A 25,443-nucleotide genomic window follows, 5' to 3' on the forward strand; every position below is an offset into this window, starting at 1 on the left:
TCATGCCGGGTCGTGCGGACGGTGGATTTTCTGCCGCAGCGGGATCGGCGCCAGCGGATTGTGGCCGCCGTGGCCGCCGTCGTCGGCGTGGCCGTGGCCGCCGCCGTAGGCGCCCGCCTCCGGCTCGAACGGCGCGCTTTCCTCGGTGACGCTGGCCCGCAGCCCCTCCAGCATTTCCTTGAGCACCGGGTCGCGGCGGATGCGCAGGAAGCCGTCGCCGACGTGCGCCTGGGTATGCCGGTTGCCAAGGTGGAAGGCGCAGCGCAGCAGCGTGTGCGCGTCGGCGCAGCGCACCAGGTAGGTCGGCTCCCTGGCCGCGACGATGCGCACCACCCGGCCCGATTCGCCGGTCAACAGGTCGCCGTCGCGCAGCACGGTGCCGCGCACGGTGAACACGGCGACCTCCTCGCCGCTCGACAGGGTGGCGCGCAGGCGGCATTTCTCGCGCAGCTCGTAGGGCAGCACCAGCTCCGCCTCGACCGCCTCGGCGCCCGTGATTTTGCTATGCAGGGTCAGCATCGAACACTCCTTTTAGAATAAGAAATAGCGCTGCGCCATCGGCAGCACCTTGGCCGCCTCGCAGACCAGCAATTGGCCGTCGGCGCGCACTTCGTAGGTTTCGGGATCGACTTCCATGCGCGGCGTGGCGCCGTTGTGGATCATGTCGCGCTTGCGCAGGTGGCGCATGTTCTTGACCGCGATCAGCGACTTGTTCAGCTTGAGCTGGTGGCCGATGTCGGCGTCGTAGGCCGCCTGCGAGACGAAGGTGAAGGATTTTTTCAGGCCGCCGCCGAAGGCGCCGAACATCATCCGGTAATGCACCGGCTGCGGCGTCGGGATCGAGGCGTTCGGGTCGCCCATCTGCGCCGCCGCGATCATGCCGCCCTTCAGGATCATCGACGGCTTGACGCCGAAGAAGGCCGGCTTCCACAGCACGATGTCGGCGATCTTGCCCTCCTCGAGCGAACCGACGACGTGGGAAATACCATGCGTGATGGCCGGGTTGATGGTGTACTTGGCGATGTAGCGCTTGGCGCGGAAGTTGTCGTTGCGGCCGCAGTCGGGCGCCAGCGCGCCGCGCTGCACCTTCATCTTGTGGGCGGTCTGCCAAGTGCGCATGATGACCTCGCCGACCCGGCCCATCGCCTGCGAGTCCGACGACATCATCGAAATGGCGCCGATGTCGTGCAGGATGTCCTCGGCGGCGATGGTCTCGCGGCGGATGCGCGACTCGGCGAAGGCCACGTCCTCGGCGATGGCCGGGTCGAGGTGGTGGCACACCATCAGCATGTCGAGGTGCTCGTCGAGCGTGTTGACGGTGTAGGGCCGGGTCGGGTTGGTCGACGACGGCAGCACGTTGCCCTGCCCGACCGCGGCGATGATGTCGGGCGCGTGGCCGCCGCCGGCGCCCTCGGTGTGGAAGGTGTGGATGGTGCGGTCCTTGAACGCCGCCAGCGTGTGCTCCAGGAAGCCGCCCTCGTTCAAGGTATCGCTATGGATCGCCACCTGCACGTCCATCCGGTCGGCCACCGACAGGCAGTTGTCGATCGCCGCCGGCGTCGTGCCCCAGTCCTCGTGTAGCTTGAGGCCGATGGCGCCGGCCAGCACCTGCTCCTCCAGCGGCCTTGGCAGGCTGACGTTGCCCTTGCCGAGGAAGCCCAGGTTCATCGGGAAGGCGTCGGCCGCGCCCAGCATCGAATGCAGGTGCCACGGCCCCGGCGTGCAGGTGGTGGCGGCGGTGCCGACGGCCGGCCCGGTGCCGCCGCCGATCATCGTCGTCACGCCGCTCATCAACGCCTCCTCGATCTGCTGCGGGCAGATGAAATGGATGTGCGTGTCGACCCCGCCGGCGGTGACGATCATGCCCTCGCCGGCGATGATCTCGGTGGCGCCGCCGATGGCCATCGTCACGTTCGACTGGATGTCCGGGTTGCCGGCCTTGCCGATGGCGGCGATGCGGCCGTTTTTCAAGCCAATGTCGGCCTTGACGACGCCCCAATGGTCGAGGATGACGGCGTTGGTGATGACGGTGTCCATGACGTCGGCGGCGTTGCGCTGCGACTGGCCCATGCCGTCGCGGATCACCTTGCCGCCGCCGAACTTGACCTCCTCGCCGTAGATCGCGTAGTCATGCTCGATCTCGATGAACAGCTCGGTGTCGGCCAGGCGGATGCGGTCGCCCTTGGTGGGGCCGAACATTTCGGCGTAGGCGCCGCGCGCGATAGTGGCCATGTTATCCCTTCCCCCGCGGCGCGGCGGCGTCCGCCGCCGCCGGCGCACCGGCCGGCGCGCCCGGCGCCACGTCCGCCAGCTTGCCCATGACGGCGCCGTTGAAGCCGTACACCACGCGATCGCCGGCCAGCGCCACCAGTTCCACGGTGCGCTGCTGGCCCGGTTCGAAGCGCACGGCGGTGCCGGCGGCGATATTCAGGCGCATGCCGTAGGCGCGCCAGCGCTCGAACGACAGCGCCGGGTTGACCTCGAAAAAATGGAAATGCGAGCCGACCTGGATCGGCCGGTCGCCGCGGTTGGCCACCACCACCGTGGCGGTTGGGCGGCCCGTGTTCAGGCTCAATTCGCCCTCTTCCAGCTTGTATTCACCGGGGATCATGACGCGCTCCTTAAGGAATCGGGTTGTGGACGGTAACTAGCTTGCTGCCGTCGGGGAAAGTGGCTTCGACCTGGATGTCCGGGATCATCTCGGCGATGCCGTCCATGACGTCGGCCCGGCTGAGGATCTTGGCGCCGTCCGACATCAGCTCGGCCACCGAACGGCCGTCGCGCGCGCCCTCCATGATGGCGGCGCTGATCAGGGCCACGGCTTCCGGGTAGTTCAGTTTCAGGCCGCGCGCCAGGCGCCGTTCGGCCACCAAGCCGGCCGTGAAAATGAGCAGCTTGTCTTTTTCTCTGGGGGTCAAATCCATCGTGTTTATCCTGTACGGCTAGGTTTCAAGTGTTCCAGATGCGCAGCGCCGGGGCCGCGCGCTCAAGCAAAAAGGGGCGCAGGCGCTGCCAAACGGCCAGCATCACGCGGCGCGCCTGCTCGCTGTCGTCGCCCAGATAGCGCGCCGACAGCACGCCCTTCATCTGCGTTACGCCGAACTTGCCGGCGCCGTCCAGGCCGGCCTCGCGCAGGCTCGCCAGCGCCGCCGCCGGCAGCACTTTGCCGACCGCCAGCAAGGTGGCGCAGACGCTGTGGCCGTCCAGCCCGAGCGGGCTGCGCAGCATCTCGCCGCCGCCGGCCAGCGCGCCCTGCTCCCACCAGACCAGCTTGCCGTCGCGGTGGATTTGCGTGCGCTGCGCGATTTTCCCGCTATTGAAGGTTTCGCCCGAGGCGCGCCGGCCCAGGCACAGGATCTCGCAGCCGATGTAACTGGCGTCGGCTTCGAGTACCACGGTTTGCTCCAGCGCCACGCGGGCCTGGTCGAAGAAGATGCTCTCCTGCGGCAGCCACTCGACGCTGGCGCCGGCCTGCGCCTGCAAATACACCTGCTGGCGCGACACCTTGCCGTTGGCCTTGTACCACTTGGCGGCGCCGGGCGATGTCAGCAAGGCGTGCGCGGCCGGGCCGACCCGCGCGCTGATCGACAGCTGGTCGCCGCCGACCACGCCGCCGGGCGGATGCACGACAATCGCGTGGCACACCGCCCCGCCCTCCGGATACAGCGGCTTTTGCACGCGCAAGGGGCCGGCGTGGCTGCGCTCGACCAGCCGGGTGGTGCCGGCGTCGTCGGCAAAGCCCAGCGTCAGGCGGGCGTGCCAGGCGCTGTCGTTCGTGCTCGGGTGGTCGGTGGTAGCGCTATCGGGCATGGCTGGCATTCTTCCAAAGATTACCTGCCTACTAAGCATATTTTGTGCCAGCGCGAGGGCCAGGCAGGCACTGCGTCGGCCTGTCCAATCCGCACCAGGCTATGCATTTTGCACCGCCTTGGTGCGTAGGCACGCCACGCCAGCTCAATCTCGCGCCAGCCACCGGCCGAAGCCAACCCCGCCGCCGCATAAAAAAATGCCCGGCATGGTGCATGCCGGGCATTTTTTACGCTACCCGCGCGGCTCGCCCGCGCTTGCCGCTAGTCGGCCATTGCGCGCGCCGCGGGCTCGACAAACACCACCGCCGTGCGCGCCGGGATGCTGAACGCCCCCGTCGCGGCGTCGAAGCGCGCTTCCCGCGCGCGCACGTCGCCGTTGGCCCGATGCAAAGTCTGCAGCTTGAACGACCTGCCGCGCAACTCCGCGACCGTAAGCGACTTGGCCACCTTGTCGACGTTGATCAACAGCGCCACGCTCTTGTACCTGGCGCCGGGATAAGGACGCGGGTGCTGGCCGTCGACGGTCATGGCGATCACGCCGGGCACCTGCTGCGGGCCGACGTTGTGGAACCTCAGGCGCTCGCTGACGTCCTGCGCGGTGCGCAGGCGGAACAGCGAGCTGTCGTTGCGGATCGCCAGCATCTCGGCAAAGTAGTCGCGCGCGCCGCGGATCGCCGTCGAATCGGGCTTGATCAGCGGATTGCGCAGGATAGGCGCCATCAGCGGCCAGTTCTCCTGGTTGCGCTCGGCCATCGGCAAGCCAACGCCGAAGTTGTTGCTCTGATAGCTGTAGTCGAGCAGGTTGAACCAGTCGCCGGCGTTGTAACTGTCGCGGTCCAGCGATTTCGAGCGCAGCAACTCCTGCCCGGCGTGGATGAATGGAATGCCCTGCGACAGCACGGTGATGGCCGTGCCGAGGTTGTGCACCCGCACCCGGTCGGCCGGGCTGGTCGACACCGGCAGCTTGAAGGCGTTCAGGTCGAACAGGGTCTGGTTGTCGTGCGCCTCGACATAATTGACGCTTTCGGCCGGATCGGCGGTGAAGCCGGCCTGCTGGCCGGCGTAGTCGATCTGCGAGTTCTTGCGCAGGACGCCGTTGCGGTCGGTGAACTGGTAGTCGCGCAAGGTGCCCGACAAGCCGACCTTGACCAGGTCGCCCAGCCGCAGCAGATCGTCCAGGGTTTGCGTCGACAGCGCGTTGGGGTCGTAATAGGCGCCATTGATGAAGCCCTGCTGGCTGATCAGCGCGTTGCCGCCGTCGCAGCAACCGCCGCCGCGCACCGCGTCGCGCAGGCGGTCGTTGAACGAGCCGATGCCGCTGCCGAACATATTCGCCTGGCGCGCGATCACAAAGCGGGCGTCGTTGGCGACGCTGCCGAAATTCCACGCCTCGCCATAGTAGTAAAGTTCGCGGCCGGCGGCGCGGTTGACGGTGTCGCGCAGGCGGGTCATCAGCGCCAGCGGGGCAAAGCCCATCAGGTCGAAGCGGAAGCTGTCCACCTTGTACTGGCGCGCCCAGGTCGCCACCGAGTCGATCATCAGCTTGGCCATCATGGCGTTTTCGGCGGCGGTGTCGGAGCAGCAGGAGTCGGTGGTGATGGCGCCGCTGGCGTTGAGCCGGTAATAATAGGTCGGCACGATCTTGTCGAGCACCGACAACGGCCCCTGGCGCGCGTCGCTGGTATGGTTGTAGACCACGTCCATCGCCACGCGCAGGCCCTGGCCGTGCAGCGCCTGGACCATCTGGCGGAATTCGCGCACGCGCACCGCGCCGTCGTTGGCGTCGCTGGCGAAGGCGCCGTCCGGCGCCGTGTAGTGGACCGGATCGTAGCCCCAGTTGAAGCAGTCGCCCTGCGCGCCCGCCGCGACGGCGGCCTGCTGCGCGCTCGAATCGGGCGCCGCCCGCGGCACCTTCGGCGTGCCGCAGCCGCTTTCGGCCACGCTGGCGATGTCAAAACTGGGCAGCAGGTGGATGTGCGTCAGGCCCGCGCGCTGCAAGCCCGACAGATGGCGCATGCCGTTCGAGCCGGCGTCGGTGAAGGCCAGGAACTTGCCGCGGTGCGCGCCAGGGACGGTGGCGTCGCTGGCGCTGAAGTCGCGCACGTGCAGCTCGTACAAGGCGATATCGCTGGGGTGCGCCAGCGGCGGAATCGACTGGCGGTCCCAGCCGTGCGGCTTCAGCGCTTCGCTGTCGAGATCGGCGACGAAGCTGCGCCGCCCGTTCGCGCTCAGGCTCAGCGAATACGGGTCGGTGACGACGTTGCTGACCAGCGCGTTGTCGGCCCAGCGCGACAGTACCTTCACCGTATAGGTGTAGTAGTAGCGGTTGACCCAGCCGGCGTCGCGCGCGGTGTACTGCCAGACGCCGCTGGCCGCCGCCCTGGTCATGGCCACGTGGACGCTGCTGGCGCCGTCGGCGTCGGGATACAGGTCGAGCGCCACCGACTTGGCCGTTGGCGCCCAGACGCGGAAGGTCGGCGCCCCGCCCGCCCCGATGGTGACGCCGAGCTTGCTATCGGCGGCCGCCGCCGCGTAGAGCGAATCGAGCATGCCGGCCGATTGCAGCGACGTCAGTTGCAGCAGCTTGCCCGCCGCGTCGTATTGCGCCAGCGCGAACTGGCCGCTGATTTTGGCGGCGACGGCCGCCGCGTCGGGCGCCGACAAGGCCAGCGCCGTGGCGCCGGCGAGGTGCGGATACTGCGCCTTCAGCGCCGGCGGCAGCGCGCCCGCCACGGCCAGGTCGATGCTGGCGCTGGCGCCGGTGACGCCGTCGCCGTCCGCGCCGAGTCCACCGTCGGCGGCGTAAAACAAGGTGTACTTGCCGCTGGCCGGCACGCCGGGCCAGGCGATGGTCGCGGCGTTCAGCCAGTGCGCCGAGGCGTTGCCAAGGTTGCCCACGCTGACGGCGGGCGCCGCGTCGTAGACCTTGCAGTCGCCTTCGAGCAGCCAGATTTGCTGGCCCGCGCTGGCGACGTTGGCGGCGAACGCGGCCGACTGGTCGGCGCCGCAGTTCTTATTGCCGGCGCCGTCGGTGACGACGAAGGACATCGCGCTGCGGTCCAGGTTGACCGGAATGTCGACGAAACCACCGAACGCGTCGGCGCCGGCGAACATGAAGCGGTCGCTGATCCAGGTCGAACTGGGCACTTGCGGGCCTTCCCACGCGTACACGCCCCACCGGGCGGCATCGCCCTGGGCGCGGTGGTAGTGGACGCGTATCGTCGCGGCCGCCTGCGCGGCGGCCCGCGGCGCAGCGACGCTGCTGGCGTGGTACTGCGGCGCCGGCACCGCGCCGGCGCCGTCGCCGCCGCCGCATCCGGCCAACAGCGCCAGTCCGGCCGCGGCCGTTGCCGCGCCCAGGTGTGAAATAAAACTACGAATCAATTGCATGCTTGTCTCCTTGAGCATGGGGTAAACCCATTGCGCGCCCGCGTTCTTGTGTCACACTTGGCGGATTCACGCGACAGGATGATAATGATTGATACCCTTCGATTGTAATTTTACTACACAAATGTTTTTGAAAAAACATTGTTGAGGAGATATGGCGGAAATGCTGGGGGGGGGAATACGCGTAGCGATGTTGAACTCATCAAAACCAAGGGCGCAACCCTCCGGGGCGGACCTGAAGGTCCGGCCCCGGCCCGTGCCTCGGATGGATGTTTAGCGTTACCGGCGCGCCAACTTGACGCCATTAGCCGGCGATGGGCGCTTCTTAGTTGCCGAGCAGGTCGGCCATGATGCCGGAGGCGCGGCGCAGCCGGCGCGACATCAGGCGCGCCAGGCACAGCATGAAACTGTAAGCCACCGCCGCGTGCTCGTTCGACAGCTTTTTCAGGTTTTCACTGGTCAGCGTCAGGTAATCGCAGCCGCTTTCGGCGACGCAGGTGGCCGAACGCGGTTCCTGGTCGATCAGCGCCATTTCGCCGACGATGCGCCCGCGCCCTTCGTGCGCCAGCATCTGGTCGCCGTGCTCGCCGCCCTTCAGGATGGCGATGCGCCCTTCGATCAGGACCAGCATGTAGTCGCCGGCGTCGCCCTCGCGGAAGATCACCTCGCCCTTGGCCACCTGCTCCAGGTTCAAATAGCGCGCAATCGTTTCCAGGTCGGCGTAGGGGAAGTCCTGGAACAGGTCGAGTTCGTTAAGGATGTCGGCAATCTTCATACTAGGGCTCCGTGCGTGGGTGGACAGCCGGCCGGCGCTGCGCCGGCGGCCTTGGTGAATTCAGGCATTATCAAACAGGCCATGGTTAAATAGCATACACCAGAGCGCGCCGGCGGCCCCGCAATTTCCGTGCGCAATCAAATCGCGCTCAGGTTTTTCTTCTCGCCCAGCAAGACCGTAAACGCCTCGGCGTCGATCGGCCGGCTGAAGAAGTAGCCCTGCATCTCGTCGCAGCCGTGCTCGCGCAAGAACGCCACCTGCTCGCGCGTCTCGACGCCCTCGGCGATGACGCGCATGTTCAGGTTGTGCGCCAGCGAGATCACCGACAGCGCGATGGCGGCGTCGTTGGTGCTGGTGGCAACGTCGTCGACGAAGGATTTGTCGATCTTCAGCACGTCGATCGGAAAGCGCTTCAGGTAGCCCAGGCTGGAATAGCCGGTGCCGAAGTCGTCGAGCGAAATGCCGACGCCGATGTCCTTGAGCCGCTTGAGCGCGGCGACCGCCTTGTCCGGGTCGCCCATGACGGTGCTTTCGGTGATTTCGATGCCCAGGCAGACCGCCTTGATGCGGTACTTGCGCAGCGTCGCCTCGACGAATTCGACGGTGCGGTCCTGGGCGAACTGGTTGCCCGACAGGTTGACCGCGACCTTGATCGCGCCCAGCCCGGCGCCCTGCCAGCGTTGGATCTGCGCGCACACGGTGTCCAGCACCCACTCGCCGATGGCGGTGATCAGGCCGTATTCCTCGGCCAGCGGGATGAACAGGCTGGGCGCGACCGTGCCCAGGGTCGGGTTGTGCCAGCGCAGCAGCGCCTCGGCGCCCAGCATGGCGCCGCTGCGCAGGCACATCTGCGGCTGGTAGTGGACCGCGAACTCGCCGCGGACGATGGCGCCGCGCAGCTGGTTTTGGACCGCCAGGCGGGCGCGCACGTCGACGTCCATGCGCTCGGTGAAGAAGGCGTAGTTGTCGCGCCCGGTCTCCTTGGCGCGGAACAGCGCCGTGTCGGCGTTGCGCACCAGTTCGTCGAAGCTGTCGCCGTCGCTCGGGTAGACGGCGATGCCGATGCTGGTGGTCAAGGTCAGGTGGCCGCCGTCCACGCGCAGGTCGTCGCGCAGCCCGAGCAGGATGGTTTGCACCGTCGCCAGCGTCGCCCCCAGCGCGGCGTCGTCCCCGAGGATGATCTGGAACTCGTCGCCGCCCTGGCGCGAGGCCGTGTCGCCCTCGCGCAGGCAGCCGCCCAGGAAGCTCGCCACCGCCTGCAGCGCCTTGTCGCCGACCGGCGGGCCGAACGAGTCGTTGATGTTCTTGAAGCGGTCCAGGTCGAGGCACATGACGACCACGCGCTGGCCGTCGCGCCCGGCCAGCGCGCGCGCCAGCTCGAAGCGCTCGCGCGCCAGCACCCGGTTGGGCAGCCCGGTCAGGGCGTCGTGGTGCGACAGGAAGGCGATCAGGTGCTGCTCGGCCTTGCGCTCGCTGATGTCGAGGAACACGCCGACGTAGTTGATCACCGCGCCGTCCGGCCCGTGCACCGTCGACACGCTCAGCAGGCCCGGATAGGTGTCGCCGCTCTTGCGCCGGCTCAGCACCTCGCCCGACCAGTGGCCGCTCTCGCGCAGCACCTGCGCCATCGCCGTCAGCAGCGCCTGGTCGGCCGGCGTGGCGGCCAGGCGCACCACGTGCCAGCCCGCCACCTCCTGCGGCGCGTAGCCGGTGATGCGGCTGAAGGCCGGGTTGGTGGTGACGATGTAGCCGTCGGCGTCGGTGATCATGATGGCGTCCAGCGTGGCCTCGAAGACCTGCCCGGACAGGCGCAGGAATTCCTCGTTGGCGCGGCGCACCCGCACCTCGTCCTCGAGCGTGCGGGCGAGTTGTTCGAGTTCGGCGGTGCGCAAGTTGACGCGCCGCTCCAGGTTGGCCCGCTCGGCCGCCAGCGCCTGCTACGCCCGCCCCAGCCGGACGTGGGCGTCGGTGCGCGCCAGGATCTCCTCGGCCTGGAAGGGCTTGGCGATGAAGTCGACCGCGCCCAGCGCGAAGCCGCGCACCTTGTCGTCGGTGTCGTGCTGGGCCGACAGGAAGATCACCGGCACGCCGCGCAGCGCGGGCAGCTCCTTCAGGCGGCGGCACACCTCGAAGCCGTCGATGCCGGGCATGCGCACGTCGAGCAGGATCAGCTCCGGCGGGCGGGCCTGCGCGGTCCACAGCGCCAGTTCGCCGTTGGGCGCCTGGCGCACCGCGTAGCCGGCCGCCGTCAGCAAGTCGCTCAGCAACTTCAGCGAGGCCGGCGTGTCTTCGACGATCAGCACCTCGCCTTTGGTATGGGGTTCCGACAAGTCGCGATACATGGAGCCGCTCTCTTAGCTTTGTCAATGAATACATTTTAATGCCGTACTGCAAATTATGCGGCATTTCGGCGCCGGTGTCGCGCCTTTAGCGCTTGCGCGGCGCCGCTGTCGCGCTTGCGCAAGTGCGGGCCGCCGCCGCGCAGGCTCACGCCGACGCCGGCGCCGCGCCGGCCGCGTCGAGCAGCGCGCACAGCTGCGGATACTGGTAGGCCGCCAGCATGTCCTCGATACCGCCGACGACGCCGGCGAACTCCGGCCCCAACTCGGCCAGCACGGCGCCGGCGCGCGCCAGGTTCAGCTCCTGTAGCGCGGCGCGCAGCGTGGCGCGCTGCGCCGGCGGCAGCGCCGCCAGGTCGGCGCCCGCCAGCGGCGCGCGCGGCGGCGGCGGCGCGATGGCGGCGCGGCGCTCGAACTGCAGTTGCAACTGGCGTTCGAGGATGCGGTACAAGCGGTCCTGCTCGACCGGCTTGCGCAGGAACTCGTCGGCGCCGGCCGCCAGCGCCGCCAGGCGCTCCCCCTCGAAGGCCGAGGCGGTCAGCATGACGATGCGCGGCTGCGCCAGCGCGCCCTGGGCGCGCACCCGGCGCGTCACCTCCAGCCCGTCCAGGCCCGGCATGCGCCAATCCATGAACACCAGCTCGGGGCGCCAGGCGGCGATGGCCGCCAGCGCGGCGGCGCCGTCCTCGGCCTGCTCGACCTGGAAGCCGAGCGGCGCGAGCAGCTTGTGCAGCAGCGCGCGGCCGTCGGCGTTGTCGTCGACCACGAGGATGCGCTTGCCGCGCTGGGCCGCCGCCAGCGCCGCCACCTCGCTGGGCGGCGCGGCCGGCGCGGCCAGCGCCGCCTGCACCGGAATGGCGAAGCGGAACACCGAGCCGCGCCCGGGCGCCGACTCGAGTGCGAGTTCGCCGCCGAGCAGGCGCACGAACTCGCGCGAAATCGTCAGGCCCAGGCCGGTGCCCTCCTTGGCGCCGTCGCCGTCGGCCTGGATGAAGGGCTCGAAGATGCGCTGCTGGTCGGCCGGCGCGATGCCGATGCCCTGGTCGCTGACGGCAAAGCTCAGCTGCCAGCGCTCGCCGCCCAGCGCCTGCGCGCGCGCGCCCAGCGTGACGGCGCCGCGCAGGCCGAACTTGACGGCGTTCGACATCAGGTTCAGCAGCACCTGGCGCAGCTTGGTGGCGTCCAGCCGCGCCGTCGGCGGCAGCCCGGCCGCGTCCAGGCGCAGCGCGATGCCGCTTTGCGCGGCGCGCACGCTGAGCATGTCCATCACCTCCTGCAGCAGGCCGTCCAGTGCCGCCACCTCGGTCTGCGCCGTCAGGCGCCCGGCCTCGATCTTGGACAGTTCGAGGATGTCGTTGATCAAGGTCAGCAGGTGGTTGCCGGAGCGGTGGATGATCGCCAGGTTGCGCTTTTCCTCGTCCAGCATGTGGGTCGAATCGGCCATCAGGCGCGAGAAGCCGATGACCGAGTTGAGCGGCGTGCGCAGCTCGTGGCTCATATTCGCCAGGAACACGCTCTTGGCGCGGTTGGCCGCCTCGGCCTGCTCGACCGCGACCGACAGCGCGCCGGTGCGCTCCTCGACCAGTTCCTCCAGGTGGTGGCGGTGGCGCAGCAGCTCCTGCTCGGCCTCCTTGTGCTCGGTGATGTCGTAGTTGGTGCCGACCATGCGCAGCGGCCGGCCGCCGGCGTCGCGGAAGATCACCGCGTCGGCCTTGATGTGGCGCACCGTGCCGTCCGGCCAGCGGATGCGGAACTCGACGTCGAACTCGGCCTCGCCGCGCAGCGCCGCGCCGAGCGCGCGCTGGGTGGCGAGGCGGTCGGCCTCGAGCAGCGCGCCGGTCCAGGTGGCCAGCCAGTCGCGCCCGTTCTCGGCGTGGTACAGGCGCTGCATCTGCTCGTCGCCGCTGAGGGCGTTGCTGACAACGTCCCAGTCCCAGGTGCCGATGCCGCCGGCCAGCGTCGCCATCTGCAGCCGCTCCTCGCTGCGGTGCATCGCCCGGTAGCGGCTGTCGAGCAGCGCCGTCATGGCGCGGATGGCCCGGTTCAGCGCGCGCAGCTCGCCGACGAACCAGACCCGCGGCGGCGCCGCCGCGTCGACGCCGCTGCCGGCCATGACGGCGGCGGCGTACTGGCCCACCGCCGTCAGCGGCTTGAGGATCAGGAACCAGAGCAGCAGGTAGACGCACAGCACCAGCGTCAGGTCGAGCACGACGATGACGCCGACGATGGCCAGCAGGCGCTGGCGCAGTTCGCCGTGCAACTGCGCCGGCGAGGCGTACACGCTGACGCTGCCGATGACCTGGCCGGCGGCCGAGATGGTGCGCTGCTCGAGCAGCAGGCCGGGCTGGTTCGGCAGCGTGCCGTCGAAGGCGCCGCCGGCGTCGCGGCTGAGCACGTAGCGGCGCTTGCCCGAGGCCGGCGCGACGACGCTGGCGTACAGGTCGTGGTTGTTCAAGCTGCTCTTCATGATGGCGCGGATCTGGCTCTCGTCGAAATTCCACACCGGCAGCTCGACGGCCACCGCCAGCTCGTCGGCGCTGACCGCCAGCGCCTTGTGCAACTGGGCCCAGCGCTGGTCGCGCTCGGACTGGTAAAAGAAGGTCGCGAAGGCCACCAGCACCAGCGTGACGACGGCCGCCAGCGCGACGCTGACGACGAGCGCGATGGAGACGGTGCGGCCGTGCTCGCGGCGGCGCTTGCGCTTGCGCTCTAGCATAGGGGGATCGCCTCATGGCAGCCGCGCTCTACGGGCCGGCGCCGGCCCGCGCGCGCGCCCTGGCGCGCCCGCGCCGCGCCTGTCGCCTTGTCATCAGTGCTCATCTCCGCCTTCGCTCGTATCGGCCCGCTTGACGCGCGGCGGCCGGTCCGGCCGCGGCTGTGTCTGGAACATGATAGCGCCGCGCGCCCTGGCCGTCCATGCCTGCGGGCATCATTTCCAGGGCGCCCCGGGCTTGTTGCGCGGTTTACGCGCCGTCCTTGTCGAGGTCCTGGCAGGCCAGCGCGGTGCTTAGGTAGACCGGGCCGCGCAGTTCCTGCAACAAGGTGCTGTGCTTGAGCCGGTCCATCACCGGCCCCTTCACCTCGGCCAGGTGCAGCGCCACGCCGCGCGCCGCCAGCGCCCGGTTCAGCTCGGCCAGGCCGAACAGCGCGGTGCTGTCGATCTGGTTCACCGCCGACAGCACCAGTACCAGGTCGCGGCTGGCCGGGCGCGCGCGCAGCTCTTCTTCGACGCGCACGCAGACGGCGTCGACGTTGCCGAAGAACAGGCCGGCGTCGATGCGCAGCACCAGGATATGCGGCAGCGTCACGGCGGCGTGGCGCTCGATGTTACGGTAGTGTTCGCTGCCGGGGATGCGCCCGAGCACCGCGATGTGCGGCCGGCTGGCGCGCCAGATCAGCGCGCCCATCGACAGCAGCACGCCGATGACGACGCCGGCCTCGACGCCCAGCAGCAGCACGCCGGCGCTAGTCGCCAGCAGCGCCAGCGCGTCGCTGCGGTCGTAGCGCCAGGCGTCGCGCAGCGTGGCCGCGTCGAGCATGCCGGCGACGGCGAAGATGATGGTGGCCGCCAGCACCGGCAGCGGCAGCAGCGCCAGCCAGCCGGTCGGCGCCACCAGCGCCAGCGCCAGCAGCGCCGCCGTGACGATGCTGGCCAGCGGTGTGTGGGCGCCGGCCGAGAAGTTCACCGCCGAGCGCGACATGCTGCCGGTGACCGGGAAGCCGCCCGAGACGGCGCTGGCCAGGTTGGCCGCGCCCAGTCCCAGCAGTTCGCGGTTGGTCAGCAGCTTCTCGCCGCGTTTTTGCGCCAGCGTTTGCGCCGCCGACATGCTCATGAGGAAGACGATGAAGGCGATCAGCAGCGCCGGCGACAGCAGCGTGCGCCAGTGCGCCGGCGAGGCCGCCAGGCCCAGCGTGGGCAGGCCGGACGGCACGTGGCCGGTGGTGCGCACGCCGGCGCCGGCCAGGTCGAACGCGGCCACCAGCGCGGTGGCGCCGATCACCAGCAGCATCGGCGCCATGCGCGCGCCGGTGTCGGCGGCGGCCGCGCCGCAACCGCCGCGGCGCAGCAGCGCGGCGCCGTAGCGCTTGGCCAGCCACAGCAGCAGCAGGCTGCCCAGGCCGAGCAGCGCGCTGGGGCCGTGCCAGCGCGGCAGGCTGGCGCCCAGCAGCGCCGGCACTTGGCCGACGACGATGACGATGGCGGCGCCGTTGCTAAAGCCCGAGATCACCGGGCGCGACAGGAAGCTGGCTAGAAAGCCCAGCCGCAGCACGCCGCACAGCAGCAGCAGCGCGCCGCTGATCAGCGCCAGTTGCGCCGCCAGCGTGAGGTACAGCGCCGAGCCCGGGTCGGCCATCGGCGCCAGCGCGGCGGCCGTCATCAGCGAGACGATCGCCATCGGTCCGACCGACTGCGTCATGCTGCTGCCGAACAGCGCGTACAACACCGGCGGCAGGATGCTGGCGTAAATCCCGGCCACCGGCGGCAAGCCCGCCACCAGCGCGTAGGCCATGCCCTGCGGGATCATCATCATCGCCACCACGACACCGGCCGTGAGGTCGCCGGCAAGCAGCGCGCGCCGGTATTGCCTGAGCCATAGCAGCATGGTCGTGTTCCGTTTTTGAAAGGCGCAAGCCTACCACGCGGCGCGCCACGGCGACAGCCCCGGCCGGGGCTAAGCGGCAAACGCCTATCCCTTATTTGCCGACCTTGCCGGGCAACGTCAGCGTGCCGGACGCGACCTTGAAGACGTCGACGACGCACAGCAAGGGGCTATGCACGCTCGCGTTGACCCGAAGCGCCGCTGCCACGCCATCGAAAGCGGATTCGGCAACGACACCGATATCGTCGAACGGCACCCGGACTTCAAGCGTATTGCCTTTGAATACGGGACTGTAGCCCGGGCTATCGATAAGCAGAGGAAGCCCGGGCCAGGTCTTCGGCAGCGCCGGCTTCGCCCCTTCAGGAATGTCGATGACTTTGAGAGCCCCCTTGCCGCAGGCATCATCCGTTTGGAGCACCACCCAATGCGAGTGCCACAGATCGCCGTCGTTAGCCAGGTCGCCGTCGCCATTTTCATCGTACAGTGGGGTATCGTCAAAATCCGGGTGCGAGGTCACGGCAAAGGCAAGTATACCCGCGCCCTTGTCGAACCCGACGACCGACGGATCCATGGTAGTTGGCCAAACATACGAAAAAACGCTGCTGCCGGCCAATTTCCCAACCTTGGTGGGATGCGACTTGCCGGCTTTGCCCGATACCGCAATATGAAAAACCGCCGTGTTTCCTTCCTTGGCGATCCGCGTATGGACGATGTCGAACGAGGCGTTGACACCTTTGGCGGAAGCGGTTTGAATGCCGCCCGCGTGGCCCTGGTGGGCTTGGGCGGTGCAGACGCAAAGGAACAGCGTTGCGGCGATTACGGGTGTGAAAAATGTCATGTATTCTCCTATTCGGTGGGTTTGATGTGATTAAAGCCGGCAAGCGCCATCGTCGCAGTGAGGGCCATCGGCCGTCTCGGCGACTAGTTGAGCGACGAGGGCGCCGATCCGCATGTCGTCGGCGATGCCGAAGATCTTCTGGCGCAGCACGCCGCTTCGATCAAACAGGAGCAGCGTCGGCGTGCCGCGCAACTGATACCTGTCCATCGTCTGCGGCACCGGCCCCTTATCCGACGGCCGGTCTATACCGATCGGAAAATCGATCCGGTATTCGTGGATGAACACCCCCAGTGCCGCAGGGGTCATCACGGCATGATGTTCGAAAACGGTATGCAGACCCAACACTTCGACGTCGTCCCGCGCAAAGGTTTCCCGTACCTTCTTGGCCTGGGGAATACCGTGCGACACACAAGCCGGGCACAACATCTGGAACGCATACACCGCCACGACCTTGCCGCGCAAGGCGGCAAGGCTGACCGGGCCGTGGGCGTTGAGCCAGGCCGCCACCTCGAATTCCGGCGCGGCGTTCACGCTGAGCGGGATCATTTGGCGCGCAGCGTCACGTGTGGAAAGTCGAGCGGAACGGCGAAGGCGACGTTCACATAGTTGGTGAACAGGTTCAGCGCGATATGTCCCATCATTTCCATGACGTCGCCATCCGTGAAACCGACGTTGCGAAGCGACTCGACGTCGGCGCCCTGGATCCGCGCCGCGGGGGAATTGGCAACGGCCCGGAACATGTTCGGCGTCGCGCCGAACGCGGCGTGGACTTGCTCAAGCAATGGACGCGCTTCGGCGCGTGCGCCGTCCTGGGTCAGAAGTTCAATGCGGGACATAATTTTTCCTTTTTAAATGGCCGGAGACAAAATGAGGAGAGCGGCCACGTCGCCCCATAAAATAGGAGTCCTAACTATATAGCGCAAAAAAAAATCAGGCGAACACGTCCCAATTGCGGCGCTCAGCCGCCGCATCCGTGGGTAGATGCTCCGCGCAATCAATTCTTAAAAACGCGATGGGCAACGGCGCCTTGACGAGGGCGCAGTGATGCGGCGCCGGGGCGCCTGGATAGACGTTAGGCTCAAAGTAACGGCACGACAGGCAAGCGCGCAATGCGGGAAAGCGTTCACTCTTTTGTAACTGCGCAATCAACTTGAACAGCCCCACCAGCAGTTGGCCCTGCACTTCGGCATCCAGTGCGGCGGCGGCATCGTCCGCAAAACTGACGGCCGTCGTCATTCTCTCGACCAGACCTTTCCCCTGCTCGGTCAGCCAGAGCGCACTTGCACGACCGTCGTCTTCGGCGCGGGCCTTCCTCACCAATCCTTTCTTCTCCAACGCGGCGACGGAATCGCTGGCGCTAGCGGCGGAAACGGATAACTGGGCGGCAAGCCAGGAAAGACGCACGCCCTGCGTGCGCCCATTCAACAGTTGCAAAATTTCGGCTTGGGCCGGATTGAGATTCTCGGCGGTCGCAAATTCCCACATTCCCGCCCGCAACACACTGGAGACGCGGCTAATCGCGGCAATGATGCGGGCCGAAATGTCCGGCGTGCCGTCCCAAGGGGTTTCAGGTTTGATGTCCATGGCCGCATCATAGCACGGCCGAGCAATTAATCAAGAGTCCTACGTAATTTTATCGCATCAACGGCATCTGGCCTATTCGCGCGAGAACGGCATGCCTCAGGCTGCCACCGTCGCGTTGGCGGTGCCAATGGCCGCGCACCAGCAGGCGCTGTGGTGCCCGTACCATGCCGCCGCCGGCGACGCTTACGGCGCGGCCAGTTGCACGCGGTTGCGGCCGCCGTTTCTGGCCTGCTCCAGCGCCCCGGCCAGGCGCGCCAGCAAGGCCCCGCCGTCCTCCTCGCCGCGCAATTCGGCCACGCCGACGCTAATGGTAGCGCCCTCGCCGCCCGGCATCTGCGCCGCCGTCGCGGCGGCGCGGATTTTTTCGGCCATGGCGGCCGCGCCGGGCGCCTCGGTGTGCGGCGCCAGGACCAGGAAGGTGGCCGCGCCGACGCGGGCCAGCGCGTCGGCGCCGCGCAGCGTCGCCTGGGTCGCTTCGGCCAGCGCCTTCAGCGCCAGCTCGGCGTGCGGGCGGCCGTGGCGCGCGGTAATGTCGTCGAAGCCGTCGAGTTCGAAGCTGATCAGGCTCAGCGGCACGACGTAGCGGCGCGCCCGGCCGATCTCCCGCGCCAGCCAAAACTCGCCCTGGCGCGCGTTGCCCGCGCCGGTCAGCGGATCGGTACCACTGGCTTGCTCCAATTGCCCGTGCAACTCGTCGTTGCGGCGTTTCAGCTCGCCCATCGCCAGCCCAAAGTTGATCAACTGCGCCAGGCTGGCGAAGCAGGCGAACTGCTCGCGCGAAAACGGCATGCGCCGGTCGAACATCAGGCACAGCGCGCCCTGCGCGGCGGCGCCGGCGTCGGGCGCCAGCGGCAGCCCCAGCACCATCTGCACGTCCTTGTCGTACAGGCTCACCGCCAGCTCCGGGTCGCCGCACTTTTCCGGCGCGTCCAGCAGCGCCAGCGCGCCGTTGGCGGCCGCCAGCAACGGCGGGAAGAGCTCGCGCAGCGGCGACTGCAGCAAGCGGTCGCCGCGCTGCAGCAGGCGGCGCAGGTCGAGGTGGTTGCGCGACTCCTGCGCCAGCAGTTGCAGGTCGCCGCGCGCGCGCAGCTGGAACAACGCGCTGTGGCGCACGCCGGGGAAGGCGCACAGCGCCAGGCAGATCTGTTCGGCCACCCGCGACGGGTCGGCCGCGTCGGCCAGCACGCGCTGCACGCTGCGCTGGATCGCCAGCAGCTCGCGCAGCTCTTTTTCCTTGGTCTGCAACTGGAACTGGATCAGTTCCGGCCCCGGCGCGCGCTCGATTTGCTGCAGCGCCTGCCGCACGCACTGTTGCAATTCGCTGCCGTTGGCCGGCGTGATCAGGTATTGCAGCGGCCCGTAGGCCATCAGCTCCGGGATCCAGGCGGCGCCCGCGAACGGGCACAGCAACAGGGTCGGCGCGCCGCCGCGACTACGCACCAGCTCGCCGACGCCGGCCAGGTCGGCCGCGCGGTCGAGCTGGCCGACGTCGACCACCAGCAGGTCGACGCGGCGCCGTACCAGCTCGGCCGCGCCCTCGCCGGCGCTGTCGCACAGGCACAGGCGTTCGAACAGCTCGCCGCACTCGCGCTGGAACTCGGCGCGACGCGCGCCGTCGGGGTGCACAAACATCGCCACGTTTTTCGGCTGCCACTGCGCCATGATGCCTCCCTATCAATGTTTTACCGCCATGCCCGTAGTGTGCCATAAGTACAAAAAAAACAAGGCTCTAGCGCGTCATTATTTGCGCTTTGTGAGGAAGCGCACCGTCCGTTCGGCGCTCTAGGCCAATACTGGACCCCTCAGTCCAAGGAGAACGAGATGAGCACATCGGAGAACAAGACGCCCGACGCGGCCGCCAACAAGCAGCGCGCGGTGCAGCACGAACAGGACAGCCGCGACGCCCAGGCCCAAGCGCAGACGCGCCAGGGCGGACGCGAGCGCGCCAGGGCGCCGGTGCAAACCGGCGTGCGCGACTACCCGACCGGGCCGCTGCCGGCGCAGCACCTCGACAAACCCGGCATCGAGGCGCAGATGCAGCTGCGGCCGCAGTTCCTGGCGCCCGACTACTGCGGCAGCGGCAAGCTGACCGGCCAGGTGGCGGTGATCACCGGCGGCGACTCCGGCATCGGCCGCGCGGTGGCGGTACTGTACGCGCGCGAGGGCGCCGACGTCGCCATCATCTACCTCAACGAGCACGAGGACGCCAACGAGACCAAGCGCTACGTGGAGGCCGAGGGCCAAAGCTGCCTGTTGCTCGCCGGCGACGTGCGCGATCCGCAGTTTTGCCACAACGCCTGCGCCCAGGCGGCCGCGACGTTCGGGCGCATCGACATCCTGGTCAACAACGCCGCCTTCCAGGAGCACGCCGAGTCGCTGCTGGAACTGAGCGAGGAGCGCTTCGACCTGACCATGAAGACCAACGTCTACGGCTACTTCCACATGGCCAAGGCGGTGCTGCCGCACCTCAAGCGCGGCGCGGCCATCATCAACACCGGCTCGGTGACGGGGCTGAAGGGGTCGAAGAAGCTGCTCGACTATTCGACGACGAAGGGGGCGATCCACGCGTTCACGATGTCGCTGGCGGCCAACCTGATCGACCAGGGCATCCGCGTCAACGCCATCGCGCCGGGGCCGGTGTGGACGCCGCTGAATCCGGCCGACCAGAGCGCCGAGAAGATCGCCAAGTTCGGCCAGGACACCAGCATGCACCGTCCGGCCCAGCCGGAGGAGCTGTCGCCGGCCTACGTTTTTCTGGCCTCGGCGGCCTGTTCCAGCTATATCACCGGCATCGTGCTGCCGATTACCGGCAGCATCGGGGAGTAGCGCGTGGCCCGCACGCTGTGGAAGGGCGCGATCAGCTTCGGCCTGGTACACATCCCGGTCGAGCTGTACTCGGCCGTCAAGGAGAACGAACTCGACCTGACGATGCTGGACCGGCGCGACTTCGCCCCGGTCGGCTTCAAGCGCTATAACAAGCAGAGCGGCCAGGAGGTCGGCTGGGACAACATCGTCAAAGGTTACGAGTATAGCGAGGGCGAATTCGTCGTGCTGTCGGACGAGGATTTGAAGCGCGCCAACATCGAGGCCACCCAGACCATCGACATCCTGGCCTTCGTCCACGCCGAGGAGGTGCCGCTGATTTACTACGAGCATCCGTACTACCTGGCGCCGTCGCGCGGCGGCGACAAGGTGTATGCGCTGCTGCGCGAGACGCTGCGCCGGGGCGGCAAGATCGGCATCGCCAACGTTGTCATGCGCACCAAACAGCACCTGTGCGCGCTGGTGTGCATCGGCGAGGCGATCGTCCTCAACACGCTGCGCTACCATGACGAGATCCGCGCCGCCGACGAGCTGAAGCTGCCGGCGGCGACGTCGAAGGCGGCCGGCATTTCCGACAAGGAGCTGCAGATGGCGCTGTCGCTGGTGGACGGCATGACCGAGGCCTGGCAGCCGGAGCAATATCGCGACACTTACCGGGAAGACATTCTGGCGCTGGTGGAGCGCAAGATCGCGGCCAAACAAACCAAAACGATCACGGCGGCGGCGCCGGCGAAACGCCAGGCCGGCTCCGGCAACGTTATCGACCTGGTCGCGCTGCTGCAGCAAAGCCTGGGCAAGAAGGCGGGCGCGGCGCGCGCGCGGCGATGGTGACGCCGATGGCGACGCCGCGCCGGTCAAAGTCAAAAAGCCGGCCGCGAGGAAGGCCGCGGCCAAGACGCCCGCGGCAAAACCGCGCACCGCAAGCCGTAAAACCGGGTAAGGCCGGCGACGTCAATTGAAACAACGACAAGCAGTGCGAATGAAATCGACAGACCCATCGCGCGGACCGCGCGTCGAATTACAACAACAGAAACTATATTATGATTACAATCGGGCGCATGCGGCGCCGCACGCGGCGCCGCCCACATGACAATTACATAAAGACTACGACTACATGCGCCTCCTCATTTCCCTGATTTTTCCGTGGCTGACCTTCTTCACCATCGGCCGTCCGATAGCCGGCATCATCTGCCTGATTTTGCAGATCACCCTGATCGGCTGGATTCCAGCGGCGATCTGGTCGGTCTACGCGCTGAGCCAGTACAACACCGACAAGAAGATCGCCGAGGCGCTGCAACAGCGCAGCTAAGGCCACTGCGGCGTAGCGGCCGCAACGCCAGCACCCCGTTATTTGGAATGATACGTTGCTCTTTTCACAATTCCCTATACGCTCTAGGCCGCAGTGGGGTGCCAAGGCCCCGTTCGGCCAGCTCAATACCGGCTTAATCGCCCTTGTGTTGGCGCGGATCGAAACCCAGCCTTTTCATCGCTGCCGTCAGACTGCGCGCGCTCTTGGCGTAGGCGGCCCACGGCTCGTTGCCGCGGTCCAGGCGGGTATGCACGGTGGCCACCGTCCACTGGTCGCCCCGTTTGACGGCGGCCAGCTCGTCCCAGTCCAGCGGCACCGAAATGCCCAACCCCGGCCGGGCCCGCGCCGACCAGGCGCACACCGTGGTCGCGCCGCGGCCGTTGCGCAGATAGTCGATAAAAATTTTGCCGACCCGGTTGGACGGGCCGCTTTTCAGCACGAAACGCTCCGGTATGGTCTGCGCCATGTGCGCCACGACCGCTTGCGAAAACGCCTTCACCACGTCCCAGCCGTAAAACGGTTTGATCGGCACCACCACGTGCAAGCCCTTGCCGCCGCTGGTTTTCAGGAACGACTGCAAGCCCAGTTCGTCGAGCATCGCCCGCATCAGCCGCGCGCCCTCCTGGATCGCCTTCCACTCGACGTCCTTGCCGGGGTCGAGGTCGAAGACGATGCGGTTCGGCGTCTCGTAGCGCGCGGCGAAGGCGTTCTGGGTGTGGAACTCGACCACGTTCCACTGCGCCGCGCCGAGCAGGCCCTGCAGCGTCGCCACCTCCAGCATCTGCGCGTGTTCCGGGTCGAGCGCCGCGTCGAGCTGCGTGACGCCGGGCAGCTTGCCGCTGTCGGCGTGCTTCTGGAAAAACAGCTCGCCGCCGACGCCCGACGGCGCCCGCACCAGCGACACCGGGCGCGCCTTCAAATGCGCCAGCATCAGTTGGCCGACCAGCGCGTAGTAGCGCACCAGGCCGATCTTGGTGGTGCCGCTGTCGGCGTCGATAAGGCGCTCGGGGTTGCTCACCTTCAGGCCGGGCGGCAAACTGCCCTTGACGCCCGGCCGGTCGACACTGTCCATGCCATCCTCCATATGCAAGGGAATTTCGCGGGTGATCGCGCTCGGCTTCTTGTCGGCGCGCAGGCCATGGAATACCGCGTGGCGCAGCGAGCCGCCCCGGGTCCACTCGGAAAAGCTGACCTCGGCCAGCAATTGCGGCTTGACCCAGTGCGATTTCCTGGCGATCTCGGCACAGGCTTCGAACGGGCATTGCTCGCTGTCGAGCCGCGCCAGGCGCCGCTTCAAGTCGCGCAGCGCGGCCTCGTTGAAGCCGCTGCCGACGTTGCCGGCGTAGCGCAGCCGGCCGCGCTCGTCGTACGTGCCCAGCAGCAAAGAGCCGATGCCGGTGCGTCCGCCCTGCGGATCGGTGTAGCCGCCGATGACGAACTCCTGGCGCTGGCCGCATTTGAGCTTGATCCAGTCCGCCGAGCGCCGCGTCACGTAGGGCGAACCGCGGCGCTTGCCGATCACGCCCTCCAGCCCCAGCTTGCAGGCGGCGGCGACGATGTCCTGCGGCGCGGCGTCGAGCTGGACGCTGAAGCGCACCGCCGGCTGTTGCGGCGCCCGTTCCAGCGCGCCCTGCAGCAAGGCGCGGCGCGTCTCCAACGGCAGCGGGCGCAGGTCGCGGCCGTCGAGGAAGGGCGCGTCGAACAAAAAATACACGATCTCGGCGGTGGACTCGTCGTCGAAGGCTTGCTGCAGCAAGCCGAAGTCGGGCCGCCCCTGCTCGTCGTGGACGACGATTTCGCCGTCGTACCAGCCGCACGGCAGCCCCATCCGCGCCAGCGCCGCGCGCAAGGGTTCGAGCTTGCGGCTCCAGTCGTGGCCGTTGCGGGTGAATAATTGCACGCGCTCGCCGTCGATGCGGCTGAGGATGCGGTAGCCGTCGAATTTCAGTTCGAACAGCCAGTCCTCGGCCGACGTCGGCGCAGCGTCCACCAGCGTCGCCAACTGCGGCGCCAGCGTGGCCGGCAACGCCACCGGTTCCAGCTCCGCCGGCGGCGCGGCGGCGCCCTGCCGAGCCGCGGCCGGGCCGGCCGCTTGGGCGCGCGTCGGCGGCGGCAGCGCCTTGACGCTGTCGGGCATTTCATCGACCACGCTGAACTCGGCCGCCGGGCGGGCGAAACCGTCCTTCTCTTTGATCAGCAACCAGGGTTGCTGTTTTTCGCCCTTGCCCTTCATGCGCACCAACACCCATTTGCCGTGCATCTTGTGTCCGTGCAGCTCGAACTTCAGATTGCCGGCGGCGTAAGCCTGGTGCGGTTCCTCCAGCGGCTGCCAGGTGCCCTTGTCCCAGATGACCACCTTGCCGGCGCCATATTGATGCTCGGGGATCGTGCCCTCGAAACTGGAGTAGGAAATCGGATGATCCTCGACGTGTACCGCCATCCGCTTATCCTTGGTGTCGTAGCTCGGTCCCTTGGGCACCGCCCAGCTCTTCATGGTGCCGTCCAGTTCCAGGCGGAAATCATAGTGCAGACGGCTGGCCCAGTGCTTTTGAATCACGAACGACAAGCTGGCGCCCTGCTCGCCGCCGTCGGCCGGCTCGGGCGTGACGTCGAAGTTGCGCTTGGCTTTATAGGTTTTCAGTGCGTCCGTCATAGCTGGCCCGTGGTTGGCGACGATTCCAGTCTACGGCGCGGCGCCGGGGCGCACGGTACGCCAGCTAACAGAGCGGTGCGGCGGATTAAGCGCGCGACGGAGTGCGCGGCTTCGGGCGAGCGTGGCCGACAATCGCGCGTCCACCTTCTCCGGCGCCGATTGTAAGCGGATGTAATAGCCGTCAACGCGGCGGACTCGGCCCGCGTTCTTTGCTCATGAGACGGGAATTGACCCGCTTGATGAACACCACCACTTGAGGCCTGCAACATGAAAAAAGTAATCGCTACCCTGATCGCCGCACTGTTCGCAACCGCCGCGTTTGCCACGACGCCGGCACCGGCTGCGGCGCCTGTCGCCGTCGCCTCCGCCCCGGCCGTTGCCGTCGTCAAGGCCGACGCCAAACAAGCCAAGGAAGTGGCCAAGGCGGACGCCAAGGAAACCAAGGCTGTCGTCAAGGCAGACGCCAAAGAAGCGGTAGCCGTGGCCGGCGCGACAGCGGACGTCGCCGGCGCCAAGGCCGACGCCAAAGTCAGCAAGGCCAAGGCCCACCGCAAGGCATCGAAAGCAAAGGCAAAAGCCCACGCCGATGCGGCGAAAGTCGAAGCCAAGGAAGCCGCGCCTGCGCAGTAAGCCCGGGCTTTCGCAGCACCGATACACGGGCCGGCGCAGTCAACGATTGTAAGCGGATGTAATACAGGTCAACCCGCCGCGCCGGCCAAACGTTTTTAGCTCAGCAGCACCGAATTGCACAACAACTCACTTACCGCCAAAGGACTACACCATGCATAAAGTAATCGCCACCTTGATCGCCTCCCTGTTCGCAACCGCAGCGTTCGCCGTCACGCCAGCGCCTGCCGCGGCGCCTGTTGCAGTCTCCGCCGCCGTCTCCGCGCCTGGCGTTCCTCTGCTCAAAGCCGAAGCGAAACAAGCCAAGGAAGCGGCCAAGGCCGACGCCAAGGAAACCAAGGCGGTCGTCAAGGCCGACGCCAAAGAAGCGGTAGCTGTCGCCGGCGCAAAAGAAGAAGTCGTCGCCGCCAAAGCCGACGCCAAGGTAAGCAAGGCCAAGGCGCATCACAAGGCAGCCGACACGAAAACAAAAGCCGCCGCCGACGTCGCCAAAGCCGACGCCAAAGAAGTCAAGGCCGACGCGCATGTCGCAGCGAAAGTCGACGCAACCGCGGCGACCCCGGCCAAGTAACTCGCACCTTCAGCCACGACGCCATGGCCGGCAAAATGAATTGCAAACGGGACGTAATTGATGTCAACGCGCAGCGCCGGCCGAACGTTTTAGGCTGAGCAGCACCGAATCGAACACACAGCACAAC

The 25,443-nt window shown here is 67.6% G+C and carries 22 protein-coding genes; 5 read left to right on the plus strand and 17 right to left on the minus strand.

Going from position 1 to position 25,443, the window contains the following annotated elements; all coding sequences use genetic code 11:
- The 16 genes from ureE to JANGC3_RS0107660 form a co-directional block, all read right to left on the minus strand.
- Positions 1-519: an urease accessory protein UreE gene (gene ureE, locus JANGC3_RS0107590; protein WP_017875885.1), complete on the minus strand. Its 519-nt coding sequence runs from the start codon at positions 517-519 to the stop codon at positions 1-3.
- A 12-nt stretch (positions 520-531) separates the two neighbouring features.
- Entirely contained in the window at positions 532-2,232 is a 1,701-nt protein-coding gene (gene ureC / locus JANGC3_RS0107595) for an urease subunit alpha (protein WP_017875886.1), read from the minus strand.
- 1 nt (position 2,233) lies between these two features.
- Positions 2,234-2,611, minus strand: a complete 378-nt coding sequence (locus JANGC3_RS28675) for an urease subunit beta (RefSeq protein WP_017875887.1) — start codon at positions 2,609-2,611, stop codon at positions 2,234-2,236.
- Between the two features lie 10 nt (positions 2,612-2,621).
- Complete coding sequence (locus tag JANGC3_RS0107605) at positions 2,622-2,924, minus strand: urease subunit gamma (RefSeq protein WP_017875888.1); 303 nt, start codon at positions 2,922-2,924, stop codon at positions 2,622-2,624.
- A 25-nt stretch (positions 2,925-2,949) separates the two neighbouring features.
- Positions 2,950-3,810 carry an urease accessory protein UreD gene (locus JANGC3_RS0107610; protein ID WP_017875889.1) on the minus strand — a complete coding sequence of 287 codons (861 nt, stop codon included), beginning with the start codon at positions 3,808-3,810 and terminating at the stop codon, positions 2,950-2,952.
- Positions 3,811-4,070: 260 nt separating this feature from the next.
- Positions 4,071-7,199 carry an alpha-1,6-glucosidase domain-containing protein gene (locus JANGC3_RS0107615; protein ID WP_017875890.1) on the minus strand — a complete coding sequence of 1,043 codons (3,129 nt, stop codon included), beginning with the start codon at positions 7,197-7,199 and terminating at the stop codon, positions 4,071-4,073.
- A gap of 322 nt (positions 7,200-7,521) precedes the next feature.
- On the minus strand, positions 7,522-7,971 hold the full coding sequence (locus JANGC3_RS0107620) for a Crp/Fnr family transcriptional regulator (RefSeq protein ID WP_017875891.1): 450 nt from the start codon (positions 7,969-7,971) through the stop codon (positions 7,522-7,524).
- Between the two features lie 137 nt (positions 7,972-8,108).
- The gene (locus tag JANGC3_RS28680; protein ID WP_017875892.1) at positions 8,109-9,863 is read right to left on the minus strand and encodes a putative bifunctional diguanylate cyclase/phosphodiesterase; all 1,755 of its coding nucleotides are present in this window, start codon (positions 9,861-9,863) and stop codon (positions 8,109-8,111) included.
- A 45-nt stretch (positions 9,864-9,908) separates the two neighbouring features.
- Entirely contained in the window at positions 9,909-10,313 is a 405-nt protein-coding gene (locus JANGC3_RS33590; protein WP_017875893.1) for a response regulator, read from the minus strand.
- A gap of 145 nt (positions 10,314-10,458) precedes the next feature.
- The gene (locus tag JANGC3_RS0107630) at positions 10,459-13,026 is read right to left on the minus strand and encodes a response regulator (RefSeq protein ID WP_017875894.1); all 2,568 of its coding nucleotides are present in this window, start codon (positions 13,024-13,026) and stop codon (positions 10,459-10,461) included.
- Between the two features lie 247 nt (positions 13,027-13,273).
- Positions 13,274-14,914: a SulP family inorganic anion transporter gene (locus tag JANGC3_RS0107635; protein WP_017875895.1), complete on the minus strand. Its 1,641-nt coding sequence runs from the start codon at positions 14,912-14,914 to the stop codon at positions 13,274-13,276.
- A gap of 91 nt (positions 14,915-15,005) precedes the next feature.
- Positions 15,006-15,749: a hypothetical protein gene (locus JANGC3_RS0107640; RefSeq protein ID WP_017875896.1), complete on the minus strand. Its 744-nt coding sequence runs from the start codon at positions 15,747-15,749 to the stop codon at positions 15,006-15,008.
- A gap of 30 nt (positions 15,750-15,779) precedes the next feature.
- Positions 15,780-16,295 (minus strand): peroxiredoxin family protein, encoded by a 516-nt coding sequence (locus JANGC3_RS0107645; RefSeq protein ID WP_017875897.1) that lies wholly within the window; start codon positions 16,293-16,295, stop codon positions 15,780-15,782.
- Positions 16,292-16,585: a hypothetical protein gene (locus tag JANGC3_RS0107650; RefSeq protein WP_017875898.1), complete on the minus strand. Its 294-nt coding sequence runs from the start codon at positions 16,583-16,585 to the stop codon at positions 16,292-16,294. The genes JANGC3_RS0107645 and JANGC3_RS0107650 overlap by 4 nt, the downstream gene beginning before the upstream one ends.
- Positions 16,586-16,679: 94 nt before the next feature.
- Positions 16,680-17,333: a MarR family winged helix-turn-helix transcriptional regulator gene (locus JANGC3_RS0107655; protein WP_017875899.1), complete on the minus strand. Its 654-nt coding sequence runs from the start codon at positions 17,331-17,333 to the stop codon at positions 16,680-16,682.
- A gap of 183 nt (positions 17,334-17,516) precedes the next feature.
- Complete coding sequence (locus tag JANGC3_RS0107660; RefSeq protein WP_026132695.1) at positions 17,517-18,995, minus strand: GGDEF domain-containing protein; 1,479 nt, start codon at positions 18,993-18,995, stop codon at positions 17,517-17,519.
- A gap of 159 nt (positions 18,996-19,154) precedes the next feature.
- Between JANGC3_RS0107660 and JANGC3_RS0107665 the strand changes: the two genes are divergently transcribed.
- The 3 genes from JANGC3_RS0107665 to JANGC3_RS0107675 all read left to right on the plus strand — a co-directional run bounded on the left by JANGC3_RS0107665 (position 19,155) and on the right by JANGC3_RS0107675 (position 21,465).
- A complete protein-coding gene (locus JANGC3_RS0107665; protein WP_017875900.1) occupies positions 19,155-20,159 on the plus strand; it encodes an SDR family oxidoreductase in 1,005 nt (334 codons plus the stop codon).
- A gap of 3 nt (positions 20,160-20,162) precedes the next feature.
- The gene (gene ku / locus JANGC3_RS0107670; protein WP_017875901.1) at positions 20,163-20,987 is read left to right on the plus strand and encodes a non-homologous end joining protein Ku; all 825 of its coding nucleotides are present in this window, start codon (positions 20,163-20,165) and stop codon (positions 20,985-20,987) included.
- Positions 20,988-21,270: 283 nt separating this feature from the next.
- Positions 21,271-21,465, plus strand: a complete 195-nt coding sequence (locus JANGC3_RS0107675) for a YqaE/Pmp3 family membrane protein (protein WP_017875902.1) — start codon at positions 21,271-21,273, stop codon at positions 21,463-21,465.
- 133 nt (positions 21,466-21,598) lie between these two features.
- Here the strand turns inward: JANGC3_RS0107675 and ligD are convergent, their stop codons facing one another.
- Entirely contained in the window at positions 21,599-24,118 is a 2,520-nt protein-coding gene (ligD, locus tag JANGC3_RS0107680; protein ID WP_017875903.1) for a DNA ligase D, read from the minus strand.
- A gap of 267 nt (positions 24,119-24,385) precedes the next feature.
- Between ligD and JANGC3_RS0107685 the strand changes: the two genes are divergently transcribed.
- A complete protein-coding gene (locus tag JANGC3_RS0107685; protein WP_017875904.1) occupies positions 24,386-24,748 on the plus strand; it encodes a hypothetical protein in 363 nt (120 codons plus the stop codon).
- Positions 24,749-24,899: 151 nt separating this feature from the next.
- Complete coding sequence (locus tag JANGC3_RS0107690) at positions 24,900-25,316, plus strand: hypothetical protein (RefSeq protein ID WP_017875905.1); 417 nt, start codon at positions 24,900-24,902, stop codon at positions 25,314-25,316.
- Positions 25,317-25,443: the final 127 nt, after the last annotated feature.

Origin of the sequence: Janthinobacterium sp. CG3, assembly GCF_000344615.1 — a bacterium.
Taxonomy (GTDB): Bacteria; Pseudomonadota; Gammaproteobacteria; order Burkholderiales; family Burkholderiaceae_D; genus Janthinobacterium.